Raw genomic sequence first — 23083 nt, 5'->3', positions numbered from 1 at the left:
ACCGCTACCGTCCGCTTTCACGCGGACCTTCACATTGTAGTCAATCACGCGTTTGACAGGTACCAGTACCTTCATTGTAGCGCTTTCTCCTTTTCATACGTCGTTTGGTTTTCTCCGAGAGGGGCCTCGGATACCCCTTCGCACCAGGCAACAAGTTGCGGGCTAATGGCTATATACGAGAGAGATAGAACCGGTTCATGAGGGCACCGCCCTGTCGAGCATTGCCACCGGAGATAGAATCTTGTCCAATTCGCTCTCAGGGACCAACCCTTCTTCGATAACAACATCGCGGATTGATGCGCCGGTGGCCAAAGCATGTTTGGCAACGCGCGCAGTGGCATCGTACCCCAGATACGGAACAAGTGCGGTGGCAAGAACTAGGCTGTTATCCAGCAGATCCTTGCAGCGATCCGCGTTCGCTTCGATACCGAGAACACATTTCTCGGTCAGGACTTTCGTACCATTGATCAGAATCTTCAGCGACTTCAGGAGATTGTAGGCAACGACGGGCTCCATCGCATTCAGCTGCAGCTGACCTGCTTCTGAGGCCATCGTCACTACCAGATCGTTTCCAATGGTCTGATAGCAAATTTGGTTGACCACTTCCGGGATGACTGGGTTGACCTTGCCGGGCATTATGGAAGACCCGGCCTGCACTGCAGGCAATGTGATCTCGCCCAGTCCGGCACGCGGGCCAGAAGACAGCAACCGCAAGTCGTTACAGGTTTTCGACAGTTTAACAGCCAGACGTTTGAGAATGCCCGAAAAGGTGACGAATCCTCCCAGGTCGGAAGAGGCCTCGATCAGGTCACTGGCATGTTTGAGGTCGAAGCCCGAAATCTCTGCCAGGTGGGCAACGGCGCACGTGTCATAGCCGACTTCGGCATTTACACCGGTGCCAATTGCAGTACCACCAAGATTGATTTCCGTTAGACATCGCCCAATTTCGCGGATTCGATCAATGTCCTCACCGACGGTGACGGCAAAAGCTCTGAATTCGGCGCCCATAGACATGGGCACTGCGTCCTGCAATTGGGTTCGACCGACCTTAACGATGTCGGCGAAGGCCCCGGCGCGATCTTCAAATGCAGATTGCAACCCCTTTAACGCGGCGCAAAGCGGCTCTACATGAAAAAGTACAGCAAGCCGGACGGCAGTCGGATACACATCATTTGTGGACTGACCGTGGTTCACATCGTCATTGGGGTGGAGATGCTCGTACTCTCCGGGGGCATAACCCAGCTTTGTTAGGGCGAGGTTTGCAATGACCTCATTGGCATTCATGTTGGTCGAAGTTCCTGCGCCACCCTGAATCATGTCCACCACGAAGTGTTCGTGATGCTTGCCGCCGATAATTTCCTGGCAGACCGCATCTATCGCTTCTGCCTTTTGCGTCTCAATGCCACCAATTTCGGAATTTGCCCGAGCGGCGGCTTGTTTGACCATGGCCAGGGCAACGACGATGCTGGAAAAATGTGACAGCGGCACGCCGGTGATCGGAAAGTTCTGCCGTGCACGCTCGGTTTGAATTCCGTACAGAACCCCAATGGGCAGGTCTAGTGACCCGATCGCATCCGCTTCACTTCTTCTAGATTGCATAGACAGTATTATCCCCGTGTTTGCCCACTTCGACTAGCTCAACCAGCAGGTCGATCAAAAGACAGGCTTTCCACAGCGTTGGTTAGTTTGTCACAAAGCAAACATGCAGGAGCATTATATCTACAAATCAAAAGATGAACCCAAGGGTTAGGTATTTGCTAACGAACGCTAAGGAACACAGTTCTTAACGCCTCAACACTGCTTTTCTATCGTTTCAAAAAGCAGATGCGCGTAAGGGAGGTTCCTTTTGCCACACAACCCAAAAGTTGCGATTGATGTGCAGAGCGCCGTGAAACGCTATGGCGATTTTACTGCGTTGAAGACAATCTCACTCACGATCGCCGATAACGAATTCTTCACGTTGCTTGGCCCGTCCGGGTGCGGCAAGACAACCCTTTTACGAATGATCGCGGGGTTTGAATCCGTCACTGAAGGCGCAATCTACCTTTACGGAGAAGAGATTAAAAACCTGCCGCCAAACCAGCGACCGGTGAACACAGTTTTCCAGAACTATGCGCTGTTTCCGCATATGACTATTCTTGAAAACGTGGCTTTCGGCCTGGAAATGCGAGGCAAATCCAAGAGTGAAGCACGCAGCCGTGCGGGCGAGATGCTTGAACTGGTGCAACTATCTCAATTTGCGGCCCGCAAGCCGTCGCAGCTTTCGGGCGGTCAGCAGCAACGCGTTGCGCTGGCTCGGGCGCTGGCTCCACAGCCCAAGGTATTACTTCTGGACGAACCTCTCTCGGCGCTGGACCTGAAGCTGCGCAAGGCGATGCAGATCGAACTGAAACATTTGCAGCGCGAGACCGGGATTACCTTCATCTTCGTCACGCACGATCAGGAAGAAGCGCTGACAATGTCAGACCGGATCGCGGTAATGTCCGCCGGCGAACTGCAACAGCTGGGTACGCCGACCGATATCTATGAACGTCCACGCAACATGTTTGTGGCGGATTTCATCGGAGAAACCAACCTGTTGGAGGTCTCGGTCGATGAGATCCGCAATGGGCGCGCGATCTGCCATCTGGGCGGCGGGCACGAGCTGACCTGTGATCAGGTCGAAGGGATCAATCCCGGCTCCAAGGTGCACATGTCGATCCGGCCCGAGCGTCTTTACATGTCCGACAAACCGGTTGAAACCGAAAGCCTGAAAGGTCGCGTCAAAGAAAACATCTTTGTCGGCACCGATATCAGCACAATCGTTGATTTGCAGGATGGCCCGGATTTCGTGGTGCGCACGTCAAACTCGGATCGTGGTAACAAACGTATCTTTGAGCCTGGCACGGACATGTTCGTCAACATGGAGCTGGGGGCGGGTCGCCTCCTGGTGGACTGATGGCAGCAGGTGCAGCAAGCGGCGGCAGCGCAACAACCGACACGTACAAAGAAGCCAGAAACTGGCTTTTGCTTCCGGCCTGGACGGTTTTGACAATCTTCGTATTGGCCCCGGTTCTGATGATGCTGGTCTATTCCTTCCTGACCAAGGAATTCCGGGGCGGCGTGATCTGGGAATTCAGCCTTGCAGCTTACGATCAGTTCTTCTTTGACCGCGGTCTTTTCGGGGACGAGCCTCCCAAGATCGAGTGGACCTATATCACTATTTTCTGGCGGTCGATCTGGCAAGCAGGTGCGGCGACACTGCTGAGCCTGGTGATCGGTTTTCCAACCGCATATTTCATTGCGACACGTCCGGAAAGCGTACGCCCGCTGTGGGTCTTCCTGATTACAATTCCCTATTGGGTAAACCTGCTGATCCGCACCGTGTCGATGAAATTCCTGTTAAGGGATCAGGGGCCGTTGAACGACTTTCTGATCAATATCGGCCTGATCGACAGCCCGATCACCATCGTTAACACCAATTTCGCGGTTCAGTTGGGTTTGTTCTATTCCTACTTGCCCTTCATGGTTCTGCCGATCTACGCAGCTGTCGAGCGGTATAACTTCTCGCTGAGCGAAGCTGCTGCAGATCTCTATGCAAGCAAAATGACAACGCTGCGCCGGATCGTGTTGCCAGCTGTGAAGCCGGGTGTGATGGCGGGCTGCATTCTGGTCTTCGTGCCTTCTATGGGTTCGTTCCTGGCACCTGACCTGCTGGGCGGTGCAAAGAACTTCATGATCGGTTCTTTGATCGAGGAACAGTTTAAGGGCAACGCCGGGAATTGGCCGTTTGGTGCGGCCGCCTCGATGATCCTTCTGACTATGGTGTTGATCATCCTGGTGATCTCGGCCCGTCAACAGGCCAAAGCCAGCAAGGCGAAGGGGTAAGTCATGGCGCAGGTGAATGAAAACATCAAGTCCTACAGGGGCTTCAAAACCGTCACTCTGGCTTGTCTGGTGATCCTATATGCCCCTCTGGTCATCGTGACGATCTATAGCTTCAACGCATCCCAATCGATCACCAACTGGGAAGGTCTTTCGCTGCGCTGGTATACCGATGTGTTTACCGGTCCTGAAAGCGCCAAATTCAAAGCTGCGGCGTTCAACAGCTTTACCATTGCGATTGTCGCGGCCACCATTGCAACGACAATTGCGACGCTGGCTGCCACAGCGATGGTTCGAGGCGGCAAGTTCAAGCTGCGCGCGGCAACATTTGGGCTGATTTCTCTACCGATCATGGTCCCCGAAATCGTGCTTGCTACGGCCACACTGATCTTTTTCAACTCGATCGGGTTCACCCGCGGCTACACAACGATCCTGGTCGCCCATATCTCTTTCTGCATTCCCTTTGCATACCTGCCGATCTCAGCCCGGATGCAGGGGATCGAGGACAGCTACGAGCAGGCAGCGCTTGATCTTTACGCCACCAAACGACAGGCGTTCACCAAGATTTTGCTGCCGCTAATGATGCCGGGGATCATCTCGGGCTTTCTGCTGGCCTTCATCGTCTCGCTTGACGACTTCATCATCACCAACTTCGTCAAAGGTGCGGGTGTCGAAACATTGCCCACCGCAATCTTCGGGTCGGTCAAGCAGGGCATCAAACCAAACATCATGGCGATTTCAACCATGTTGCTGAGCGTATCGATCATCATGGTTACGATCAGCTATTTCGTCAGCAAGTCTGACAACACAAAATAACCCAACAAGGAGCAAATCCATGAAACATCTTCTGAAATCCAGTGCTGCAGCCTTTGCCCTTGCAGTTTCAGCCAATGCGGCCGTCGCTGAGGGCGAACTGGTGGTCTATCACTGGTTCGAATACATACCGCAGGAACTGCTGGACAAGTTCACCGAGCAAACCGGTATCGCCGTGACAATGGACACCTACGACTCGAACGAAGCGATGCTGGCCACGTTGAAAGCAGGCGGCATCGGCACCTACGACGTGGCAGTGCCCGGCGATTATATGGTTAAAATCATGGCTGGCGAAGGGCTGCTGGATGCCATCGCCGATGGAGATTTAACCAACAAGGGCAACATCGCGGCTGAATGGGCCGACCCAAGCTTTGATCCGGGCCGTACTCATTCGATCCCGTATCAGTGGGGTTCGACCTCGTTTGCGGTGAACCGCGATGTATATAGTGGCGACATTCAGACTACGGACATCCTGTTCAACCCACCCGCCGAGCTGTCAGGCAAGATCAACATGCTGGACAGCCAAGGTGACGTGATGGCCATGGCCTCGCTACACCTGGGTATCCCGCAGTGTTCGAACGATCGTGAGCAACTGAAGGCACTGAACGATATGCTTCAGAACGCCAAACAGCACTGGGTGTCGTTCAACTCGGATACCGCCAAAGAGGTGCTGGTGTCTGGTGATGCGGCAGTCGGTCAGATCTATGACGGCTTTTCCGCAAAGGCTCGGGAAGAAGGTGCCAACGTCGAATATGCCTTCCCGGCTCAGGGCTACGTGGCGTGGATGGACAATGTTGTTCTGCTGAAAGATGCGCCGAACCGCGATAATGCCCTGAAATTCATGGACTTCCTGCTGGAACCGGAAAACATTGCCGCAGTGACCAACTATGCGCAGTATAACGCGGGCGTTAACGGGGTGACCGAGTTCCTTGATCCGGAACTGGCGGCGCAGCCTGAAAAGAACCCTCATGCGGACGCGGGACAAGGCGTGTTCCTCGAAGTCTGCGACGAGGAAACTCAGGCGGTCTATGACCAGATCTGGACCAATCTCAAGAAATAGGTCGGTGTAAGCTAAGATTTGGCGGCGCTTTTGTTAAAAGGGCCGCCGAACAAACCTATTGAGACGAAAAGCCCCATGAAACGCGTTACAGTCTGCATCATAGCCTCGGTTTCCGAAAGCCACTCGACATTTGGTAGAGTCCTTAGCAATGCCCTCGCCCCGATGTAAGCGCTGACCTTTCCAGCGGTGGCGAACAGGTTGATCGGACGCCCCTGACTGTCGCAGACGGCGTGCAGCTTTGTGTTCATGACACCCTTGGTCCGATCAATCAGGCGTCTACGCCCCCAGTTGTTACGCCCAAACTGATCGCTGTCCGATGTGCCTTCAGGTAGGTTGCGTCGATCTGTTTGGTCAAAGCCTTGCCCGGCAATCCGGCATGCCCTTCCAAATGACACGCGGCGTTGACGCGAAATAACCTCACAGGAGACTGCGTTGCGTTTGAAGTCAGCGACGAGCTCAAGCGGCTTGATGTCGTGTTATTCCCAAAGTTTGACTATAGGTGTCGCGCAGTTATCGGGTGCTGCCCACCGTTTACCTGTCGATCTTCTCGCTACCAAAAGGTGCCATATACCCCCTTCCGACCCTGATAACGTAATCAAATCCAGATGCGCTTGACGTCAAGTGTATCTCGTCTTAATAAGTTAGTTATTACTCACTAACATAATGGTTTCGAATGCCCGCCCGCAAGCCCGCAGATGAACGCAAGACCGAGATCGTACAAGCCATGCTGCGCCTCGCGGACGAGTTGGGCCCTGATCGCCTGACCACACAGTCGGTTGCTGATGCAGTCGGGCTGACGCAGCCCGCAATCTTCCGGCACTTCGCGACCAAACAGGATTTATGGTTGGCGGTAGCTAACGAGATTTCTGAACGCCTCCGAACCGCGTGGGGTGACGCGCTTAGGACATCTGCCGATCCGGCAGAGCGGATCAAAGCGCTGATTTTGGCTCAATTGCACCAGATCGAGACTATGCCGGCCATCCCGTCTATTCTTTTCTCGCGCGAGCTACAGGTAGAAAACGACGATCTCCGGCAAGCTGTTCTTACGCTGATGACTGAATTGGTCGCATTGCTGTCCATCGAGCTGACCAACGGACAGAAAGCGGGCCTGTTTGACACAAACCTGCCGCCCGAAGACGGAGCGCTACTGTTGATCTCGCTGGTACAAGGGTTGGCGATCCGCTGGACTCTGGGGAAACGCGGTTTCGCATTGGAATCCGAAGGGCACCGATTGCTCGACGCTCAGATGCGGCTATTCCGAATAGCAAGTACAGAGGTTTCGCCATGAACCGCCGTATCATCTTCGGTGTTACCCTTGCTGTCGGCCTCGCCGTCTTTGGCTGGCTTGTCCTTACAGAGCGCCCGGTTGGTGTTTCCACTGCCGCAATTGAAAAGAATGTCCCTGTTCGTGTTTATGGGCTAGGGACGGTCGAGGCCCGGATCGTCTCAGATGTCGGATTTGAAGTTGGTGCCACGCTGACAGAACTTTCAGTCGACAGTGGTGATACGATCAAAGCGGGGCAAGTCCTTGCCCGGCTTCATCCGACGGAACAACAAGCAAAAGTCGCGCGCGCCAAAGCCGGGATTGCCGCCGCAGAGGCCACTTTGGGCAAGGCTGAGGCAAATGTGATCCGCGCGCGTGCCATTCTTGCGCAACGGCAGTCGACAAATGCGCGCCAGCAGGAACTTGCCGGGCGCAATGCCGTCTCGACTCAGGCTGCAGAAGAGGCGCAGCGGGATGTCGATGTTGCAGCCGCTGATCTGGCCGTAGCAGAAAGTGATGTTGAGGTTGCCAAATCCATGCAAAGTGACGCCAAGGCAGCCCTGCAATACGAGCGTGTGCTGCTTGATCATCATGTGTTGCGGGCGCCATTTGACGCGGTCGTTGTTGAGCGCCACGTCGAAGCAGGTACTGTTGTTGTCGCTGGTGAACCTATCTTTACCCTTTTGGACCCGAACACTGTTTGGGCTTTGGCCTACATTGATGAAGAGAGGGCCGGGCCCCTGCAACTCGGACAAGTTGCCGAAGTGAGGTTGCGGTCTTTGCCCCATAAGGTCTTCACAGGCAAGATCGCGCGGATCGGTATAGAAAGTGACCGGGTGAACGAAGAACGCCGGGTCTGGATTGCATGCAATCAGTGCCCGGAACAGGTTTTTCTTGGCGAACAGGCCGAAGCTTGGATCACAGTGACAGAGCTGGTCGATGCGATGTTGGTTCCCGAGATCGCAATAACCGGTTTTGACGGGCATGAAGGTCTTATATGGGTCGCGCAGGATGGGCGTGCGCATCAGGTGTCGGCAGTCTTCGGTCACCGGACCGAGGATGCGCGGGTCGAACTGGTCGGTGGTATTCCCGACGGCTCGCAGGTCATCCTGGCACCCGGTAAAGGGCTGTCTGAGGGGCGCATGGTTCGGGTCGTCGAGAGGGATGCGCCATGAACCTCGCCTACCGCGATGTGCGTCACAATCTGTTCCGCTTCATGCTGACTTGCCTCGGCCTCAGCCTTCTGATGGCGGTCGTGCTGGCAATGATTGGTATTTACAATGGGCTGGTTGCGGACGCGCTGAACATCGTCAAAGCACCTCGAGCAGATCTTTGGATTGTTGAATCTGGTACACGCGGACCGTTTGCAGAAGCCTCGAAAATTCCCGACGGCACCCGTGATGCCGTGGGGCGATTGCATGGCGTGGCCGAAGCGGGCAGCATCACATACCAGACCGTCGAAGCGCCCTTTCGCGGCGAAACGCTACGCCTTTACGTGATCGGATACGAGCCAGGTCACCCCGGTGGACCCGAAGCAATCTCGGTAGGGCGTGGGATCAGCCAGTCCCATTTCGAGATCGTGGCAGATGCCAAATCCGGACTGTCCGTCGGCGATGTGATCCGACTGGGCCGCGATCCTTTCACTGTGGTCGGGTTGGTCGAGGATACGATGAATTCCGCCGGTGATCCGGCGGCGTTTATCACCTTGCGCGATGCGCAAGTGCTACAGACGCAACTGGCCCCGTCGGCTCAACGCGTCCAGGAGGCACGAGGCGCGGGGTTGCTCGAAAGTCAGGACAGCGTTGCGGCTGTGATCGCACGGCTTGAACCGCTTGCAGACCCGCAAGCAGTGGCGCAGTCGGTGCGCCAATGGAAACATCTTGGGGCCCTGACACAAGCCGATCAGGAGTCTATTCTGCTATTGTCTGTGGTGGATCGGGCAAAGCGGCAGATAGGTTTGTTTCTGGGCATCTTATTGTCCGTTTCAGCCGTTGTGATCGCATTGATTATCTACACGATGACCATGGAAAAGCTAAAGCAGATCGCCACACTCAAACTAATCGGCGCCCCCGACCGCACGATCATCGGGCTGATCGTGCAGCAATCCATTGCACTTGGTGCGGTCGGCTGGGGTTTCGGTCTGATCCTTATCCTGCTTGTCAAAGACTACTTCCCCCGCCGGGTTGTGTTGGAGCCGATCAACGCCGTCGCGCTGGCAGGGATCATCCTCATTGTCTGTATCGTCGCCAGCGGCCTTGGCGTTCGTGCAGCACTCAAGGTCGATCCGGCCACGGCAATCGGAGGGTGACGTCATGCTCAATGATCCGCGCCGCGTGATTGTAGATGTTACCAATGTCTCAAAGCACTTTGGCGAGGGCGGTGCACGTGTCGATGCACTGAAGGGTGTTGATCTGTCAGTCGAGGCGGGCGAAGTGGTGGCACTACTCGGCCCGTCTGGATCGGGTAAAACGACGCTTCTGAATGTCATTGGCTGCATCATTGCTCCGAGTACGGGGAAGGTTACGCTGGACAATGAGGTGGTTTACGACAAGCAATGGCTGCGAAACGATTTGCGTAGGCTACGGCTCGACAAGATCGGGTTTATCTTTCAGTTCCATAATCTTCTGCCATTTCTCGATGCCAAAGATAACGTTGCTCTGGTGCTGAAACTGGCTGGAAAGTCGACGGTCGAGGCGCAAAGGCGCGCTGTCGAACTGCTGGACTATCTGGAGGTCGGTCACCGCAGGGATGCGATGCCCGCGCTTCTGTCCGGAGGTGAGGCGCAGCGTGTGGCCATCGCACGCGCCCTTGCCAACAGCCCGCGCATCATTCTGGCAGATGAACCAACTGCGGCGCTTGACAGCCAGAGGGCCGGAATCGTGATGGACCTGATGCGCAAGCTCGCAGCTGAGCAAGACGCCTGCATCATCGCGGTGACGCATGATGAAAAGATTTACGACCGGTTCGACAAGCTGTTCCACTTACGCGACGGCCGACTTGATGGAACGGAAGGGGGCGCGACATGAAAAATGCAACCACTGGCAACCGCGCCCTGAACATAGCGGCGAGCGTGGCAATAGTGTTCGGCGCGTTGACTGTTTTCTCAGGCGGACGGGCCTTGTTTGGTGGCGAGGAAGCACGCGCCGCCGTTGGTAATGCAGTGCCCTTCGTGCTGTGGTTCAACTTTCTGGCGGGATTCGCCTATGTCGTGGCCGGCATTGGACTGTTTCTTCGGCACCGGTCAGCGGCCTGGATGTCAACAGGCATTCTGGTTACCACCGTTCTGGTTTTCCTGGCCTTCGGCGCTCATGTGCTGCAAGGCAATGCCTTTGAGATGCGCACCGTCAGCGCGATGACCTTGCGCACGGGTGTCTGGTTAGCCATTTCCGTTGTGGCTTGGGTGCAAATCTGGCGAGGAGATTGACTCGCCTGTAGATATGCCGTTACTCGCGGGACATTTCCTTTGAACTCCCATTTCGGGGACAAAGGAGATGTTTATGAATCAGGACGTACGCGGGTGTTGTCACGTTAACGTCCGGTTGACCAGGGAATGCTGATGGTCGGGATCCAAGCGGCTCGAGTGGCAGCATTCAAGGCTTCGAATGCCTCGAGGCGGTGATAACGGATTATTTGTGCGGAGCGACGACGTGCCGGGACGCGGAAGCAATTTCTGCCGGCTGATGGGTGGTTACGAACCGCTGCAAACCTCTTGGAGATCGGTGTCCTAGCATCGTCCGTTTTCGCTTTCGGAATGGGAGGGGGCTGTTTTCAGCTCGATTGTTGAGGCCCTTGTGCGACCAACGATCCAAGCCCGGCGCGATTTCCCGTTTGGCGGTGCCATAGGACCGCAACTTGTTCGTGATGATCCGCTTGGGAATGAAACCAAGGTGCTTGATCAGGCGGCGCAACAGCCGTTTTGCCGTCCGTTTGTCCCGCCTGGGTTGGAGGATTTCCTCCAGCACGACACCATGCTGATCAACCGCACGCCAAAGCCAATACTTGCGACCTGAAATGTCCACGACAATTTCATCCAGATGCCAGACATCATCTGGGCGGCCATGTCTCTGCCATAGATTTGGAGCAACCACCGGCCCGAATTTGATGACCCAGCGCCGAACAGTTTCGTAAGAAGCATCGATCACGCGCTGCAGCAGCATCTCTTCAACTTCCCGCAAGCTCAGATTGAAGCGAACGTACAGCCACACCGCGTGCGCGATGAGCTGAGGCGGAAACCGGTGGCGCTTGTAGCTGATTGACGATGTCTTCATAAATGTCACCTACAGCCAATGTCGGGCATCAGCAGCCTAACGACAGTTAATGTGACAACACAGAAAGAAAGGCTCGAGACACGCCATTTGCGCGTCGATCAGCCAGAAAAATCACTCATGTCACCGCTCCGTTTTCGGAGCTGTGAAGCACGCGGCACAACAAAAACCAATGAATCCTGACCCTAGATTTGCTGCAAAGCTGTCCGAGAAGACGGGACCACTTAATCTGCCCCCTGTTGACTACTTTGTCGTGCCTTCAGTCGGTGGCCGACCTGAACAATCGCGTCAAGGGCCGGGATCAATTCGGCCCCAAGCTCGGTCAGGCTGTATTCCGTCGAGGGGGGCGACGTGCGCCGGACATGGCGGACCAGCACACCTCGTGCAGCCAGTTCCGACAAACGGGCCGAAAGTACCTTGGCAGAAATCGGCGGAATATCCGAACGCAGTTCACTAAAGCGGCGCGGCCCGGCCCGCAACGACCAGATCACGTTCGGCGCCCAGGCACCTGCAATCACAGCCATGCATTCGGTCAGCATGCAGGGTTCGGGTGGCGCAGGGCTTCGGTTGTTCCGCATCTTCAGGGCCATGAGTCGTTACCAGGTTTCTGTTGGGTTACTCTATTTTTTAAGTAACCATCAGAAACCTAGTTGTCAACGGATATGCCCTTCTCCATGTCTATGGTGCCACCAGTAATCCCCAGAAAGGAATACCATGAAACTCTACTACAAACCGGGCGCATGTTCGCTTGCCAGCCACATCGTGCTGACCGAAATCGGCACTCCCTTCGAAACTGAGGCCGTTGATACCGCGGCTGGCCGCACTGAATCCGGCGCGGATTTTAGATCCATCAACCCCCGAGGATATGTGCCGGTGCTTGCGCTGGACGACGGTGAACTTGTCAGGGAGGGATCCGCTATTCTTCAATATCTTGCTGATAAGAACCCGTCCTCTGATCTGGCACCATCAAACGGAACGATGGCCCGGACACGGGTTCAGGAATATCTGAGTTTTGTGGCGGCCGATCTGCACAAATCCTTCAGCCCGCTGTTCAAGGGTGATTCCACCGACGCCGAAAAAACCAAGGCGCGCAGCATCGTCAAAACAAAATTCGATCAGGTCGAAAACATACTGGCCGATGGGCGGGAATACCTTGTGGACGGAAAGTTTTCGGTCGCGGACGCATATCTTTTCGTTGTCTCGAACTGGGCAAATTTTACGGAAATCGATTTGTCCGGCTGGCCAAACCTGAAAGCCTATGTCGAGCGGGTGGCAGCACGTCCCGCAACACAAACGGCGATGCGCGCCGAAGGGCTGATCCAATGACCCCGGCCGATCACAAAGCTGTGGTCGAATTGATGGAGGCCTATTTCGAGGGCCTTCATCACGCCGACAGCAACGCCCTGAGACAGGTGTTTCACCCGAAACTGGCCTATATCTGCGCCACCGAAGGGGATGAGCTGTATCTGGATCTTGAGAGCTATATGGCCCGTTTGGATCAGCGTGAACCGCCAGCCAAGCGCGGTGACCCGCGCGATGAAGAGATATTGCAGGTCTCCTTCGGCAGTCCGAGGCTGGCCCATGTCATGGCCCGTATGTCGATGATGGGGCGCGATTATCTGGATTACCTTTCCCTTGTCCGCCACGGCAATGACTGGCGGATTGTCACCAAGGTCTTCTCCTACGTTCCAAGGAAGGATTAAAACCATGCCATATGTGAATATCAAAGTAACCCGTGAAGGTGGTCCTGACGGAACCGGCCCAAGCCAGAGCGAGAAAGCAAAGCTGATCGCCGGAGTGAGCGAACTGTTGCACGAGGTGCTGGGCAAAAACCCGGCAACCACAGTCGTCGTGATTGACGAGGTCGATCTGGACAACTGGGGCATCGGTGGGCTGCCGGTTGTCGACTACCGAAAGACGGCCACGTGAAAACCCGGCTGACCGAGCGCCTGAACCTGTCCCACCCGATCATTCAGGCGCCAATGGCGTTTGTTGCGGGTGGGTCGTTGGCCTCGGCTGTGACGCAGGCGGGCGGGCTCGGGCTGGTCGGCGGGGGTTACGGCGATCGGGACTGGATTGCGCAACAGTTCGATGCAGCCGGAACCACCCCTGTCGGGTGCGGTCTGATCACATGGAAGCTGGCAGAGCAGCCCGCTCTGCTCGATTACGTGCTGGAGCGCGGGCCAGCCGCGGTCTTTCTGTCCTTTGGTGATCCTGCACCCTTTGCCGACAGGATCAAACGGACGGGCGTTCCGCTTATCTGCCAAATCCAGACACTTCGGGACGCGCTGCGTGCCATTGCAGTTGGCGCCGATGTCATTGTGGCTCAGGGGGCCGAAGCTGGTGGCCACGGCGAGGTGCGCGGCACGATCGCGCTTGTGCCCGAAGTGGCGGATAAAATTGACGCATCGAACAGTTCGGCTGTACTTTGCGCCGCCGGTGGTATCGGCGATGGTCGCGGTCTGGCTGCGGCCCTGATGCTTGGCGCAGATGGCGTTGTGATAGGAACTCGGTTTGTTGCTGCAGATGAGGCGCTGATCCATCCGCAGATTCTCAGTGACATCTTGCGCGCATCAGGGGATGAAACCGTTCGAACCTCGGTTCCCGACATCATTCGCGGTTATTCTTGGCCGGACCGACACTCAATCCGGGTACGTCGAAATGATTTTGTCAGTAAATGGCATGGTCGAGAAGCCGCGCTAGACGCCGGCTTGGATGTTCAAAGACGACTTTGGAACGATGCTCAGATTTCCGGAAATCCGTCAATCGTTCCCGGTATTGTCGGCGAAGGTGTGGGTATCATAAGAACCTCGAAACCTGCAGAACAGATCATTGACGAGATCATGCGCGATGCGATCGACCTCATCAAAGGTGAAGGTGGCAGACATTTGTTTCGGCATAAGGCTTGATTGTCTATCGGTCAAAAAACGCGATTAGGTGGGATCCAACGGTGTTGTCACATTAACTGTCGTTAGGCTGCTGATGCTTGACATTGGCTGTAGGTGACAATTGATGAAGACATCGTCAATCAGCTACAAGCGCCACCGGTTTCCGCCTCAGCTCATCGCACACGCGGTGTGGCTGTACGTTCGCTTCAATCTGAGCTTGCGGGAAGTTGAAGAGATGCTGCTGCAGCGCGTGCGCGATGCTTCTTACGAAACTGTTCGGCGCTGGGTCATCAAATTCGGGCCGGTGGTAGCTCGAAGTCTGCGGCAGAGACTGAACCGTCCAGGTGATGTCTGGCATCTGGATGAAGTTGCTGTGAGACTCGCGGGGCGCAAGTATTGGCTTTGGCGCGCGGTTGATCAGCATGGTTCGTGTCGGACGAAGCACTCCAACCCAGGCGGCAAAACGGCTGTTGCGCGGCCTGATCAAGCACCTTGGTTTCATTCCCAAGCGGATCATCACGAACAAGTTGCGGTCCTATGGCACCGCCAAACGGGAAATCGCGCCGGGCTTGGATCGTTGGTCGCACAAGGGCCTCAACAATCGAGCTGAAAACAGCCCCCTCCCATTCCGAAAGCGAGAACGGGCGATGCCAGGATACCGATCTCCAGGAGGTTTGCAGCGGTTCGTAACCACCCATTAGCCGTTAGAAATTGCTTCCGCGTCCCGGCACGTCGTCGCTCCGCACTAACAATCCGTTGTCACCGCCTCGAGGCAACTAACGCTTGGAATGCTGCCACTCGAGCCGCTTGAATCCCGACCATCAGCATTCCCTCGTTGACCGGACGTTGACGTGACAACACCGTTTCGGATACTGCGCACCTTTGAAATAAATCATGGACAGGTTCTCGAGTAAATACACCGGCGACCATTCACGGTCTGCATTCGAGCGCGTCAATAGTCAAAAGTTTGCAACAGAACCCTTTACGGTGCCCGGCCAAATCACAAGCCCGGCCCTCTTGGTCAACTACTCTGCTGCGTCCGAAACCGTGGTTTCTGAGTATATCCCTTTCACACGTTCCTTTGTCGGATCAAAATGAGGGAATGGAACGATCCTGGCTTTCAACCGTTTTTGTTGGCCGTCCAATTGCCCGATTTCGATGTCTGCCCCAATTGTCGCGTGGTTAACTGAAATCCGACCCAAAGCGATGACTTTCCCTAAAACGGGTGATTTCATTGCGCTGGTAATCGCTCCAACCTGCGCCTTTCCGACGCGGACGCAGTCGCCGGGTGACGGGACGACGCCGCCTTCGATTTCAAAACCAACCAGCCTTCGGTGGGGGTGCGCCTTGCGTTCTTCGATTGCTGCCCGCCCGATGAAATCGTCGGTTTTTGATTTCAGCGGCACGGTAAAACCGATGCCGGCTTCAAACGGGTCCGTCTGGTCGTCGAATTCTGACCCGGCAAAAATCAGGCCCCCTTCGATCCGCAGCATATCAAGTGCCCCAAGGCCCAGCGGCGTGATCCCATAATCCTGACCTGCCTCCCAGACTCGGTCGAAGATTTCCACTGCATCTTTGGGATGGCAGAAGATTTCATATCCAAGCTCACCGGAATACCCTGTTCGGGAGATCACGACAGATGTTCCGCGCACATCTCCGACCCGTGCAACGGTCAGTCTGAACCATGGAAGTTCGTCAATCGTTGGTTGCTGTGGGGGTGTCCAGAAAATTCTGGAGAGAATGTCGCGACTGTGCCGCCCTTGAACCGCGATGTTGTGCAGCTGATCCGTCGAATTGCGAACCCAGACATTCAAGTTGCGTTTTTGCGCTTGTTCCTGAAGCCACAATCCACTGGTGTCATTCCCGCCGATCCAGCGGAAGTTCGTCTCACCTAGACGATAGACGGTGCCATCGTCAATCATCCCGCCGTGCTCATAACACATTGCGGTATAGACGACCTGACCGACGCTTAGCTTTTTCATGTTGCGGGTCACGCATAGCTGCATCAGCTCTTCTGCATCGGGTCCGACAACTTCGTATTTACGCAAAGGACTCAGGTCCATGACGGCAACCTTGTCCCGACAGGCCCAGTATTCAGAAATCGCACCATGATTGGTCATCGTGTTCGGCAGCCAATAGCCGTTATACTCGACGAAATCACGGGTATGCCGCGCAAAGCAGTCGTGAAAAGCAGTTTTCTTGGTTTCTTCCACATCCGCCTCCGCAGATTTTCTATAGCCGTAGGATCGTTGAAAATCCTCGGTCGCCTTGTACGTTCGCACCTGAATATCGGTCGGGTTCCACCCGTTTGCCGGATCAATGTCGCAGGGACATGCCGTGCTGATGCAGACCAGATCGGTCAGCGCGCGCAGCAACACGAAGTCACCCGGTCGCGACCAGGGATCGTCCATGCCAATGGCATTGGCGTCATCCAGCATCGTGTTGAAAAAGAAGTTGATCGCAGGCCAGCCGCCGCGCGGCTTGATGCCATACTGGTCCAGATCTTTGTTAATATTGTCCGAACAGTTTACGTGGCCGGGATAGCCAAGGTCTTCGTAGTACCGCGCCGTACAAGCAAGGCCAAACGTGTCATGACGACCGCAAGTGTCCTGCACGATTTCGATCAAGGGTTCCTGATCGACGGACCAGTATTTCGAAAATATCCCCGGTTGCGGATACAGGCTGCCCATCAGGCTGCGGGTCGTCGTCGGATCGATTTCGCGCTCGATCCCCTGATCCAGCGCCCGGCGGCTGAAGGCCTGAAAATCCGAGCATTCGCGGCCGCGAATATCCAAGATCTGGATGAATTCTCCAGCTTTGACCTCATAAGATATGGCGTTTCCCGGTTGAATGTTGATGTCCCTGAGAGGGTCGGCCAACGGCTCAGGCGCGCCAACACCCGGCTTTTCCAGACCCGGCGCGGAACGCTGAATATAGAGGATGATATCCGTTGGAGGGTTGTTGTTTTCCGGGCGCATCGCCTCGCCGGGTGCGGCGACGATCAGAAGACCATCGCTTTCCGCCACGAAATGCACCATGTCGCCGGGGCGCGAGCCTTCGACAAAAGCGCGGATTGCGTCGCCCTGCCCGATGTCAAACCCCGCAGCCTCGAGCGCGCGCAGAACCTTCCGGCCCGAAGCGGAACCGTTTGCCAGCGTTGCGATCACCCCGTCGGGACACCCGTGTCCCCGCGCGCCGAGCATCGCCGCGTCCGAGCTTCGGTCGGGGGCAAAAAATACCATCTCAGCGGGCTGCATTCCATCGCGATCCAGCAATGTGATCGTGTCCCCTTGGGACACCGGAACGGCGCGCGATCCCATTGCGGGAACCGGATGGCGTTCTGTGCCATGCGGCAGGATGGGCAGACCAGGAGCCAGCACCCCGCTGCGTTCGAACGGTACCTCAAACAAGGGTTTGACGTTCATCTGAACAACTCCGGTTAATCCAGCCCCAAAGCGCGCTTGCGCTTTTCGGCCCAACTGCTGATTGCCATATCAAAGGTCAACGCCATCAGAGACACGTTCAGACCCAGTACAAAATTCTTGCCCAATTCGGTGCCTGCCAGGGTTCGCTGCAATTCCTGCCCCAGATCCTGCGTGCCGATGAACGCGGCGATAATGACCATGAAGAACGCGAACATGATGGCCTGATTGAACCCGACGGCCATAGTCGGCAGCGCCAGTGGAAACTGTACTGACATCAGTTTTTGTCCGCGCGTCGAACCAGACATATCCGCGGCTTCGGTCATTTCCGGCGGCACGCTTCCCAGACCGATGATGGTATAGCGGATCAGCGGCACGGCGGCGAAGATCAGGATGGAAAACACGACCGCCACGTCATTGACGCCGAACAGCATGATCGCGGGGATCAGATAGATGAAGCTAGGGAAGGTTTGCGCAGTGTCGCAGGCCAGCAGGATACTCTTGGACCAGCGTTTGGACCGAGCTGCGACAACGCCCAAGGGGATACCGATCAGAGTTGCCAACACAACCGCTGAAATCACTGTATAGAGCGTGATGACCGAGCGATCCCACCAGCCGGAAAACGCGACGATTGTAAAAAACACCGCAGCATAGATACCGGGTTTGCGGCCTCCGATCCAATAAGCAAAGGAGACAACCAGCAGGATGAACGCAGGTGTCGGAATGGCAAGCAAAGTATCACGAAACGGGATCAGAACTTTTACGTTCAGGAACCAGCGCAGCCATTCGGTTGTCCCTTTGATCACATCGAAGGCCAAAACCGACTTGATCACATCGTCGATTTCCTTTCCCTGGCTCAGATGCTGCTTGCGACCAACTTCAGCCAGGATCGGAAACACTTGCGACAACAGGGTGAACCCGACGAACAGACCCACTGCGATTAGCGGAATCCGGTGCCGTTTCCACCATGGCGTTCCGCGTTCGAAATGAATGGGCTGTTTGACGACCCAGGCCTTCGACATCCGGTCAAGCATGACCGCCAGAAGAACGATGGTCACGCCGATTTCAAACGAACGGCCAAGTTTGAAGCTGCCCATCATTGCAAGCAACTTGGCTCCAAGGCCCGGCATGCCGATAAAGGCGGTGAGAACCACCATTGCCAGACACAGCATGATCACCTGATTGACACCTACCAGCACTTCGGTGCGGGCGGCTGGGACGTATACATGCCGCAGCATTTGCCAGCGTGTACATCCAGACATCTGGCCGGCTTCGATCACTTCGGGGCTGACTTTCTTCAGACCCAGTGTGGTCATCAGGATCATCGGCGGGATGGCAAAGGTGATTGTTGCTACGGCTCCTGCAGTTGGTCCGACTTTGAAAAAGATCACTGCTGGCAAGAGATAAGTAAAGAAAGGCAGGGTTTGCAGAACGGACAGGATGGGTTTCAGCACCCGCTCGAACCGGCCATACTTCCAGGCGGCGATGCCCAGCACCAGGCCCAGCACAAACGCCAGCGGTGCCGCCACTACAATGACAGACATGGTCTGCATGGCGATGTTCCACTGGCCGATTGCAGCGGTCCAGATGAACGTACCCGCACCCAGAGCCGCCAGCCGCCACCCCCCCACGGCAAAGCCCACAACAGCAGCGACAGCAGCGATTGCTGACCACGGGATTGGGCCCAGATAAGGCCAGCGGCGCTTGCCTTCGAGCAGGTTGGCCGACATATCCAACAGGAATTCCAACGGGCCTTCGGCGATAAAGCGGGTCACGTAGATCAGACCAAGGTCATTTTGGATGAAATTGAAGATCGCATCCAGCACCTGCGCCGTCGGCGGGATTGCTGCCTCGGGAATGCGGTTCAACCATTCAGGGAGAATTCCGATCGCCTTGGCAAGGATCAGCGCAAACGCGGTGATCAGAAGTGCAGTAAGGACTCTGGTGCGCGCCCACACACTGTCTGCCGTGTCCGGTAATTCGGTGGACAGTGTCGCCATCATTCGGCTCCGAGCAGAACGTTCAACGCGGCATCGCGATCCAAAACGCCGGTGACAACGCCTGTTTCATCCGCAACCGGCAGCAGGATACGCTTGTCATTGACCAGAACCCGGGCCAGTTCATGAATGGTTGATCCGCCATTGATCGGCGCGCCTTCGAGGGTATGGCCGTTCACCGGTTTTGCCAGCCCTTTCGCATGCACCACGCGGGCCTTGTCGATATCCTCGGTGAATTTCGCCACATATTCGGTCGCCGGGTTCATCACGATCTGATCCGGAGTATCGCATTGTTCGACCGCACCGTTACGCATGATAGCAATCCGGTCAGCCAGACGCAGCGCCTCGTCGAAATCATGGGTGATGAAGACGATGGTTTTGCCCAGCATCTCTTGCAGGCGCAGGAATTCATCCTGCATTTCACGGCGGATCAGCGGATCAAGCGCCGAGAAGGGTTCATCCAGAAACCAGATATCCGGTTCGATAGCCAGCGACCGGGCGATACCGACCCGTTGTTGCTGGCCACCGCTCAATTCCCGTGGGAAGTATTCTTCCCGGCCCTCAAGGCCCACCAGCTTGATGACCTCCAAAGCGCGTTCGCGCCGGTCGTGGCGATCCTGCCCACGCATTTCCAGCGGGAAGGCGACATTGTCCAGAACCGTGCGGTGCGGCAGCAACCCGAAAGACTGAAACACCATCCCCATCTTGTTGCGGCGCAATTCGATCAGGTCGCGCTCGCTGAGTTTCATGATGTCCTGACCGTCTACTTCGATCGTGCCCCCGGTGATGTTGTGCAGACGCGAAAAGCACCGCACCAGCGTGGATTTTCCCGATCCTGACAACCCCATGATGACAAGCATCTCGCCACGGCCAACCTCGATCGAGACATCCTTGACCCCGGCGATATACCCATCCTCACGGATCTCGTCGAAACTGCGGCCTGCCGGCATGGACTTCAGATAGCTCTCGGGCGAGGGTCCAAACAGTTTCCAGACATTCTTGGCTGATATGACAGGCGCGATGGCGGACATGGCTGCTTTTCTTTCTTGTTGAGCGCGGCCCTGGATCACAAAATGATCAAGGCCGCGCCAGATTCACTATACCTAGCCGTTATCAGCTGCAGGCACTGATCCAGGGGTCAACAACAGCACGGTTGGCATCCAGCCATTCCTCTGCCGCTTCTTCCGGCTCAAGCTCATCAGTGTCGACCAGCTTTGCCATTTCCGCGATCTGAGGGTTGGTGAAAGAAATCTGGGTCAGGGCGCAATACGCGGCTGGCCACTTGTCCTTCATGCCATCCCAAGCCGCCTTTTTCAGATATCCACTTGCCGGGTTGCCACAATCATACAGCGCGTCCGGGTTCGGACCCTTGGCAGGATCCTTGTCGCAGCCGTCTTCCCATGCAGGGAACTCTACAAACTCACCGGGCCAGACGGCTTCGGCAAAGTTTGGCGTCCAGTTGAATACAAGAACCGGGGTCTTGTCGGCCTCGGCGGCACCAATCTCGGCCCACAACGCTGCGGCGGAACCCGCATTGATCACGGTAAAGTTCAGATCAAGCGCTTCGGCGCGTTCCTTACCATGTTTCAACCAGTCTACCGGACCATCAAGATACCGGCCCTTATCCCCGGTCTCGGCCGTGGCAAACAGGTGCGCGCAGTCGTTCAGTGCATTCCAATCAGGCAGGCCCGGGCAGGATTCCTTGGTCCACATCGGGTACCACCAATCTTCGCGCGTGACGGCATCATGATCGCCCGCGTCATGCAAACCCCCCTTTTCCAGAGCGGCCCGGTAGGATGCGCCAAACGCGCCTTCCCAGACTTCCATCTCAAGCGCGACGTCGCCCAAGCGGACCGATTCATAAACCGCCTGGCTGTCGGTGGTGACATATTCGACGTTGTTGCCCATCTCTTCGAAGATCAGACCGACGACGTTGGACATCACGATCTGGCTGGACCAGTTGTGAATTGGAATGACAATCGGGTCGCTGCTGTCTTCGGCAATCGCCCCGGTTCCCGCTACTGCCGCCAAGGTTGCTGCGGAAAGGAGGTTTGTAAGTTTCATGTTCGCTCCCTGAGTGAGGTTCATTTTTTGTCAAAGGGGCTCTTCCGGCCCGCGAATTTGTGCATTTTGCCTAGAATCGCTCATAATGCAGAAAAGAAATTTGAGGGGCGTTGACCATAAAATCTTGAGGCAAACTCAACTTTTTACTATGTTAACAGTCGGTTGCCCGTTCAGACGGCAACGGGTGACCATGAATGTTTTTGCGTGTGGCCGCGTCCAGATCGGGAAAAGTCCTGTAAATGCCAAAGAAAACAACAGTCACAGGGAAAGTCCTTCCTCCGCTTGATTATTTGTTGGCGTTTGAAGCCGCGGCAAAAGCGCAAAGCTTTGTGCAGGCCAGTAAGGTGCTGAACATCTCGGAAACCGCGATCAGCCGCAAAGTGCGCCTGCTGGAGCAGCATTATGATGTGCCATTGTTTGTCCGGGGTCACCGTTCGGTGTCACTGACGCAACAGGGTGCCATTCTGTTGGCAACTGTCGAGAAGTCTCTGGATCAGATGCGGGACGTCAGCCGTGAGATGCTGGCCAAGCATCAGGCCAACAAGGTGTCGATTTCCGCGACAAACTCTGTCGCGTCTTTGTGGTTGATGCCACAACTGCACAAGTTCAACAAATCCAACGGCCGTATCCGTATTTCGCTGGTGTCTTCGGACAGTGACGCAGAATGCCTTTCGGATTCCATGGACCTGACAATACTGCGTGGAGATGGCGAGTGGCCGGGATACGAAGCAAAGCTTCTATTCGGAGAAACAGTGTTTCCGGTTTGCAGCCCCGAGTACCTCAGAAGCAACCCCAATGCGGCAGTTCTTTCCGCGCTGCCGGAACTGGACCTTATTGAAGTCACCAGCAGCCATGCGGAGTGGATGACATGGCGTACATGGTTCAGCGGTAACGGTGTTTCCACCTCAGCGATGGAACAAGCTGTGGCTTTCAACACCTATCCACTGTCGGTTCAGGCTGCCGTCGATGGTTTGGGAATTGCATTGGGCTGGGCCCATCTTGTTGACCCCTTGCTTGAGAGCGGCGCGTTGGTCAGGCCGGTCCAGAACGCTTCGGTGCGAACGCAATCCGGATACTACCTGCTGAAAAGGCCGCTTCAAAAAGCTTTCCCGGAACAGCGCATCGTCGAGGATTGGTTGCTGGGTCTCAGCGCAGGTCGAAAAAGATACGCCTGATCCTGGTCGCAACCCCCGAATCTTAACTTGATGTATGGGAACATCCCTTGGGTATTTAAACTCACGTATTGACCCTTGGGAATATTTATTTACCTTAAAGAAAATTTTGCCCGAATCTGGCCCTGCGTTTTGTCGCTCTGGCCGGACCAATCCAGACTATCTCACGCAGGGAGACCAAACCCAATGAGCTATAAATCCGACATCGAAATTGCGCGTGAAGCGAATAAGAAGCCGATCCAGGAGATCGGCGCGAAGCTTGGAATATCCAGTG

20 protein-coding genes and 3 pseudogenes are annotated in these 23083 nt (G+C 55.7%); 15 read left to right on the top strand and 8 right to left on the bottom strand.

Annotation, left to right across the window (positions count from 1 at the left end):
• Positions 1 to 195: 195 nt before the first annotated feature.
• Positions 196 to 1599 carry an aspartate ammonia-lyase gene (locus tag ACR0CE_RS20095; RefSeq protein ID WP_480833562.1) on the bottom strand — a complete coding sequence of 468 codons (1404 nt, stop codon included), beginning with the start codon at positions 1597 to 1599 and terminating at the stop codon, positions 196 to 198.
• Positions 1600 to 1846: 247 nt separating this feature from the next.
• On the opposite strand from ACR0CE_RS20095, the gene ACR0CE_RS20090 reads away from it, so the two are divergent.
• Genes ACR0CE_RS20090 through ACR0CE_RS20075 form a run of 4 tightly spaced genes read left to right on the top strand, consistent with a single transcriptional unit; the run spans position 1847 to position 5737 of the window.
• Positions 1847 to 2938 (top strand): ABC transporter ATP-binding protein, encoded by a 1092-nt coding sequence (locus ACR0CE_RS20090; RefSeq protein WP_480833561.1) that lies wholly within the window; start codon positions 1847 to 1849, stop codon positions 2936 to 2938.
• A complete protein-coding gene (locus tag ACR0CE_RS20085; protein WP_480833560.1) occupies positions 2938 to 3867 on the top strand; it encodes an ABC transporter permease in 930 nt (309 codons plus the stop codon). Before ACR0CE_RS20090 ends, ACR0CE_RS20085 begins: the two co-directional genes overlap by 1 nt.
• A 3-nt stretch (positions 3868 to 3870) precedes the next feature.
• The gene (locus ACR0CE_RS20080) at positions 3871 to 4680 is read left to right on the top strand and encodes an ABC transporter permease (protein WP_480560809.1); all 810 of its coding nucleotides are present in this window, start codon (positions 3871 to 3873) and stop codon (positions 4678 to 4680) included.
• Between the two features lie 19 nt (positions 4681 to 4699).
• Positions 4700 to 5737 carry an extracellular solute-binding protein gene (locus ACR0CE_RS20075; RefSeq protein WP_480833559.1) on the top strand — a complete coding sequence of 346 codons (1038 nt, stop codon included), beginning with the start codon at positions 4700 to 4702 and terminating at the stop codon, positions 5735 to 5737.
• A 90-nt stretch (positions 5738 to 5827) separates the two neighbouring features.
• On the opposite strand, the pseudogene ACR0CE_RS20070 reads toward ACR0CE_RS20075, so the two are convergent.
• A pseudogene (locus ACR0CE_RS20070) lies at positions 5828 to 6089 on the bottom strand (transposase); the annotation flags it as partial.
• A gap of 321 nt (positions 6090 to 6410) precedes the next feature.
• Between ACR0CE_RS20070 and ACR0CE_RS20065 the strand changes: the two are divergent.
• From ACR0CE_RS20065 to ACR0CE_RS20045, 5 genes are read left to right on the top strand one after another with little or no spacing between them, the layout of a single operon-like run.
• Positions 6411 to 7025 carry a TetR/AcrR family transcriptional regulator gene (locus ACR0CE_RS20065; protein WP_480484947.1) on the top strand — a complete coding sequence of 205 codons (615 nt, stop codon included), beginning with the start codon at positions 6411 to 6413 and terminating at the stop codon, positions 7023 to 7025.
• Positions 7022 to 8176: an efflux RND transporter periplasmic adaptor subunit gene (locus ACR0CE_RS20060; RefSeq protein ID WP_480560813.1), complete on the top strand. Its 1155-nt coding sequence runs from the start codon at positions 7022 to 7024 to the stop codon at positions 8174 to 8176. Before ACR0CE_RS20065 ends, ACR0CE_RS20060 begins: the two co-directional genes overlap by 4 nt.
• Entirely contained in the window at positions 8173 to 9309 is a 1137-nt protein-coding gene (locus ACR0CE_RS20055; protein ID WP_480833558.1) for an ABC transporter permease, read from the top strand. The genes ACR0CE_RS20060 and ACR0CE_RS20055 overlap by 4 nt, the downstream gene beginning before the upstream one ends.
• 4 nt (positions 9310 to 9313) lie before the next feature.
• Positions 9314 to 10027 carry an ABC transporter ATP-binding protein gene (locus ACR0CE_RS20050; protein ID WP_480833557.1) on the top strand — a complete coding sequence of 238 codons (714 nt, stop codon included), beginning with the start codon at positions 9314 to 9316 and terminating at the stop codon, positions 10025 to 10027.
• The gene (locus tag ACR0CE_RS20045) at positions 10024 to 10425 is read left to right on the top strand and encodes a hypothetical protein (RefSeq protein WP_480833556.1); all 402 of its coding nucleotides are present in this window, start codon (positions 10024 to 10026) and stop codon (positions 10423 to 10425) included. Before ACR0CE_RS20050 ends, ACR0CE_RS20045 begins: the two co-directional genes overlap by 4 nt.
• A 104-nt stretch (positions 10426 to 10529) precedes the next feature.
• Here ACR0CE_RS20045 and ACR0CE_RS20040 read toward each other — a convergent pair.
• Both ACR0CE_RS20040 and ACR0CE_RS20035 read right to left on the bottom strand, forming a co-directional pair.
• Positions 10530 to 11269 (bottom strand): annotated as a pseudogene (locus tag ACR0CE_RS20040) (IS6 family transposase).
• A 221-nt stretch (positions 11270 to 11490) separates the two neighbouring features.
• Positions 11491 to 11856: a winged helix-turn-helix transcriptional regulator gene (locus tag ACR0CE_RS20035; protein WP_480484960.1), complete on the bottom strand. Its 366-nt coding sequence runs from the start codon at positions 11854 to 11856 to the stop codon at positions 11491 to 11493.
• A gap of 124 nt (positions 11857 to 11980) precedes the next feature.
• Between ACR0CE_RS20035 and gstA the strand changes: the two genes are divergently transcribed.
• From gstA to ACR0CE_RS20010, 5 genes and pseudogenes are all read left to right on the top strand, one after another.
• Positions 11981 to 12592, top strand: coding sequence for a glutathione transferase GstA (gene gstA, locus ACR0CE_RS20030; protein WP_480484959.1), 612 nt, complete (start codon positions 11981 to 11983; stop codon positions 12590 to 12592).
• On the top strand, positions 12589 to 12969 hold the full coding sequence (locus tag ACR0CE_RS20025; RefSeq protein WP_480833555.1) for a nuclear transport factor 2 family protein: 381 nt from the start codon (positions 12589 to 12591) through the stop codon (positions 12967 to 12969). Before gstA ends, ACR0CE_RS20025 begins: the two co-directional genes overlap by 4 nt.
• Before the next feature lie 4 nt (positions 12970 to 12973).
• Positions 12974 to 13195 (top strand): tautomerase family protein, encoded by a 222-nt coding sequence (locus ACR0CE_RS20020; RefSeq protein WP_480560863.1) that lies wholly within the window; start codon positions 12974 to 12976, stop codon positions 13193 to 13195.
• Complete coding sequence (locus tag ACR0CE_RS20015; RefSeq protein ID WP_480833554.1) at positions 13192 to 14175, top strand: NAD(P)H-dependent flavin oxidoreductase; 984 nt, start codon at positions 13192 to 13194, stop codon at positions 14173 to 14175. The genes ACR0CE_RS20020 and ACR0CE_RS20015 overlap by 4 nt, the downstream gene beginning before the upstream one ends.
• Positions 14176 to 14278: 103 nt before the next feature.
• A pseudogene (locus ACR0CE_RS20010) lies at positions 14279 to 14965 on the top strand (IS6 family transposase).
• Between the two features lie 214 nt (positions 14966 to 15179).
• On the opposite strand, the gene ACR0CE_RS20005 reads toward ACR0CE_RS20010, so the two are convergent.
• The 4 genes from ACR0CE_RS20005 to ACR0CE_RS19990 all read right to left on the bottom strand — a co-directional run bounded on the left by ACR0CE_RS20005 (position 15180) and on the right by ACR0CE_RS19990 (position 21637).
• Positions 15180 to 17579 carry a trimethylamine N-oxide demethylase gene (locus ACR0CE_RS20005; RefSeq protein ID WP_480833553.1) on the bottom strand — a complete coding sequence of 800 codons (2400 nt, stop codon included), beginning with the start codon at positions 17577 to 17579 and terminating at the stop codon, positions 15180 to 15182.
• Between the two features lie 14 nt (positions 17580 to 17593).
• A complete protein-coding gene (locus tag ACR0CE_RS20000) occupies positions 17594 to 19576 on the bottom strand; it encodes an ABC transporter permease (RefSeq protein ID WP_480833552.1) in 1983 nt (660 codons plus the stop codon).
• On the bottom strand, positions 19576 to 20604 hold the full coding sequence (locus tag ACR0CE_RS19995) for a quaternary amine ABC transporter ATP-binding protein (RefSeq protein WP_480774570.1): 1029 nt from the start codon (positions 20602 to 20604) through the stop codon (positions 19576 to 19578). The genes ACR0CE_RS20000 and ACR0CE_RS19995 overlap by 1 nt, the downstream gene beginning before the upstream one ends.
• Positions 20605 to 20686: 82 nt before the next feature.
• On the bottom strand, positions 20687 to 21637 hold the full coding sequence (locus ACR0CE_RS19990) for an ABC transporter substrate-binding protein (RefSeq protein ID WP_480774571.1): 951 nt from the start codon (positions 21635 to 21637) through the stop codon (positions 20687 to 20689).
• A 293-nt stretch (positions 21638 to 21930) separates the two neighbouring features.
• Here ACR0CE_RS19990 and ACR0CE_RS19985 point away from each other — a divergent pair, with 293 nt between their 5' ends.
• Positions 21931 to 22812, top strand: coding sequence for a LysR substrate-binding domain-containing protein (locus tag ACR0CE_RS19985; RefSeq protein ID WP_480529290.1), 882 nt, complete (start codon positions 21931 to 21933; stop codon positions 22810 to 22812).
• Positions 22813 to 23083 lie beyond the last annotated feature (271 nt).

The sequence above is a fragment of the Ruegeria sp. L11 genome (assembly GCF_056531755.1).
This window is presented reverse-complemented; position numbering and strand designations above follow the sequence as displayed.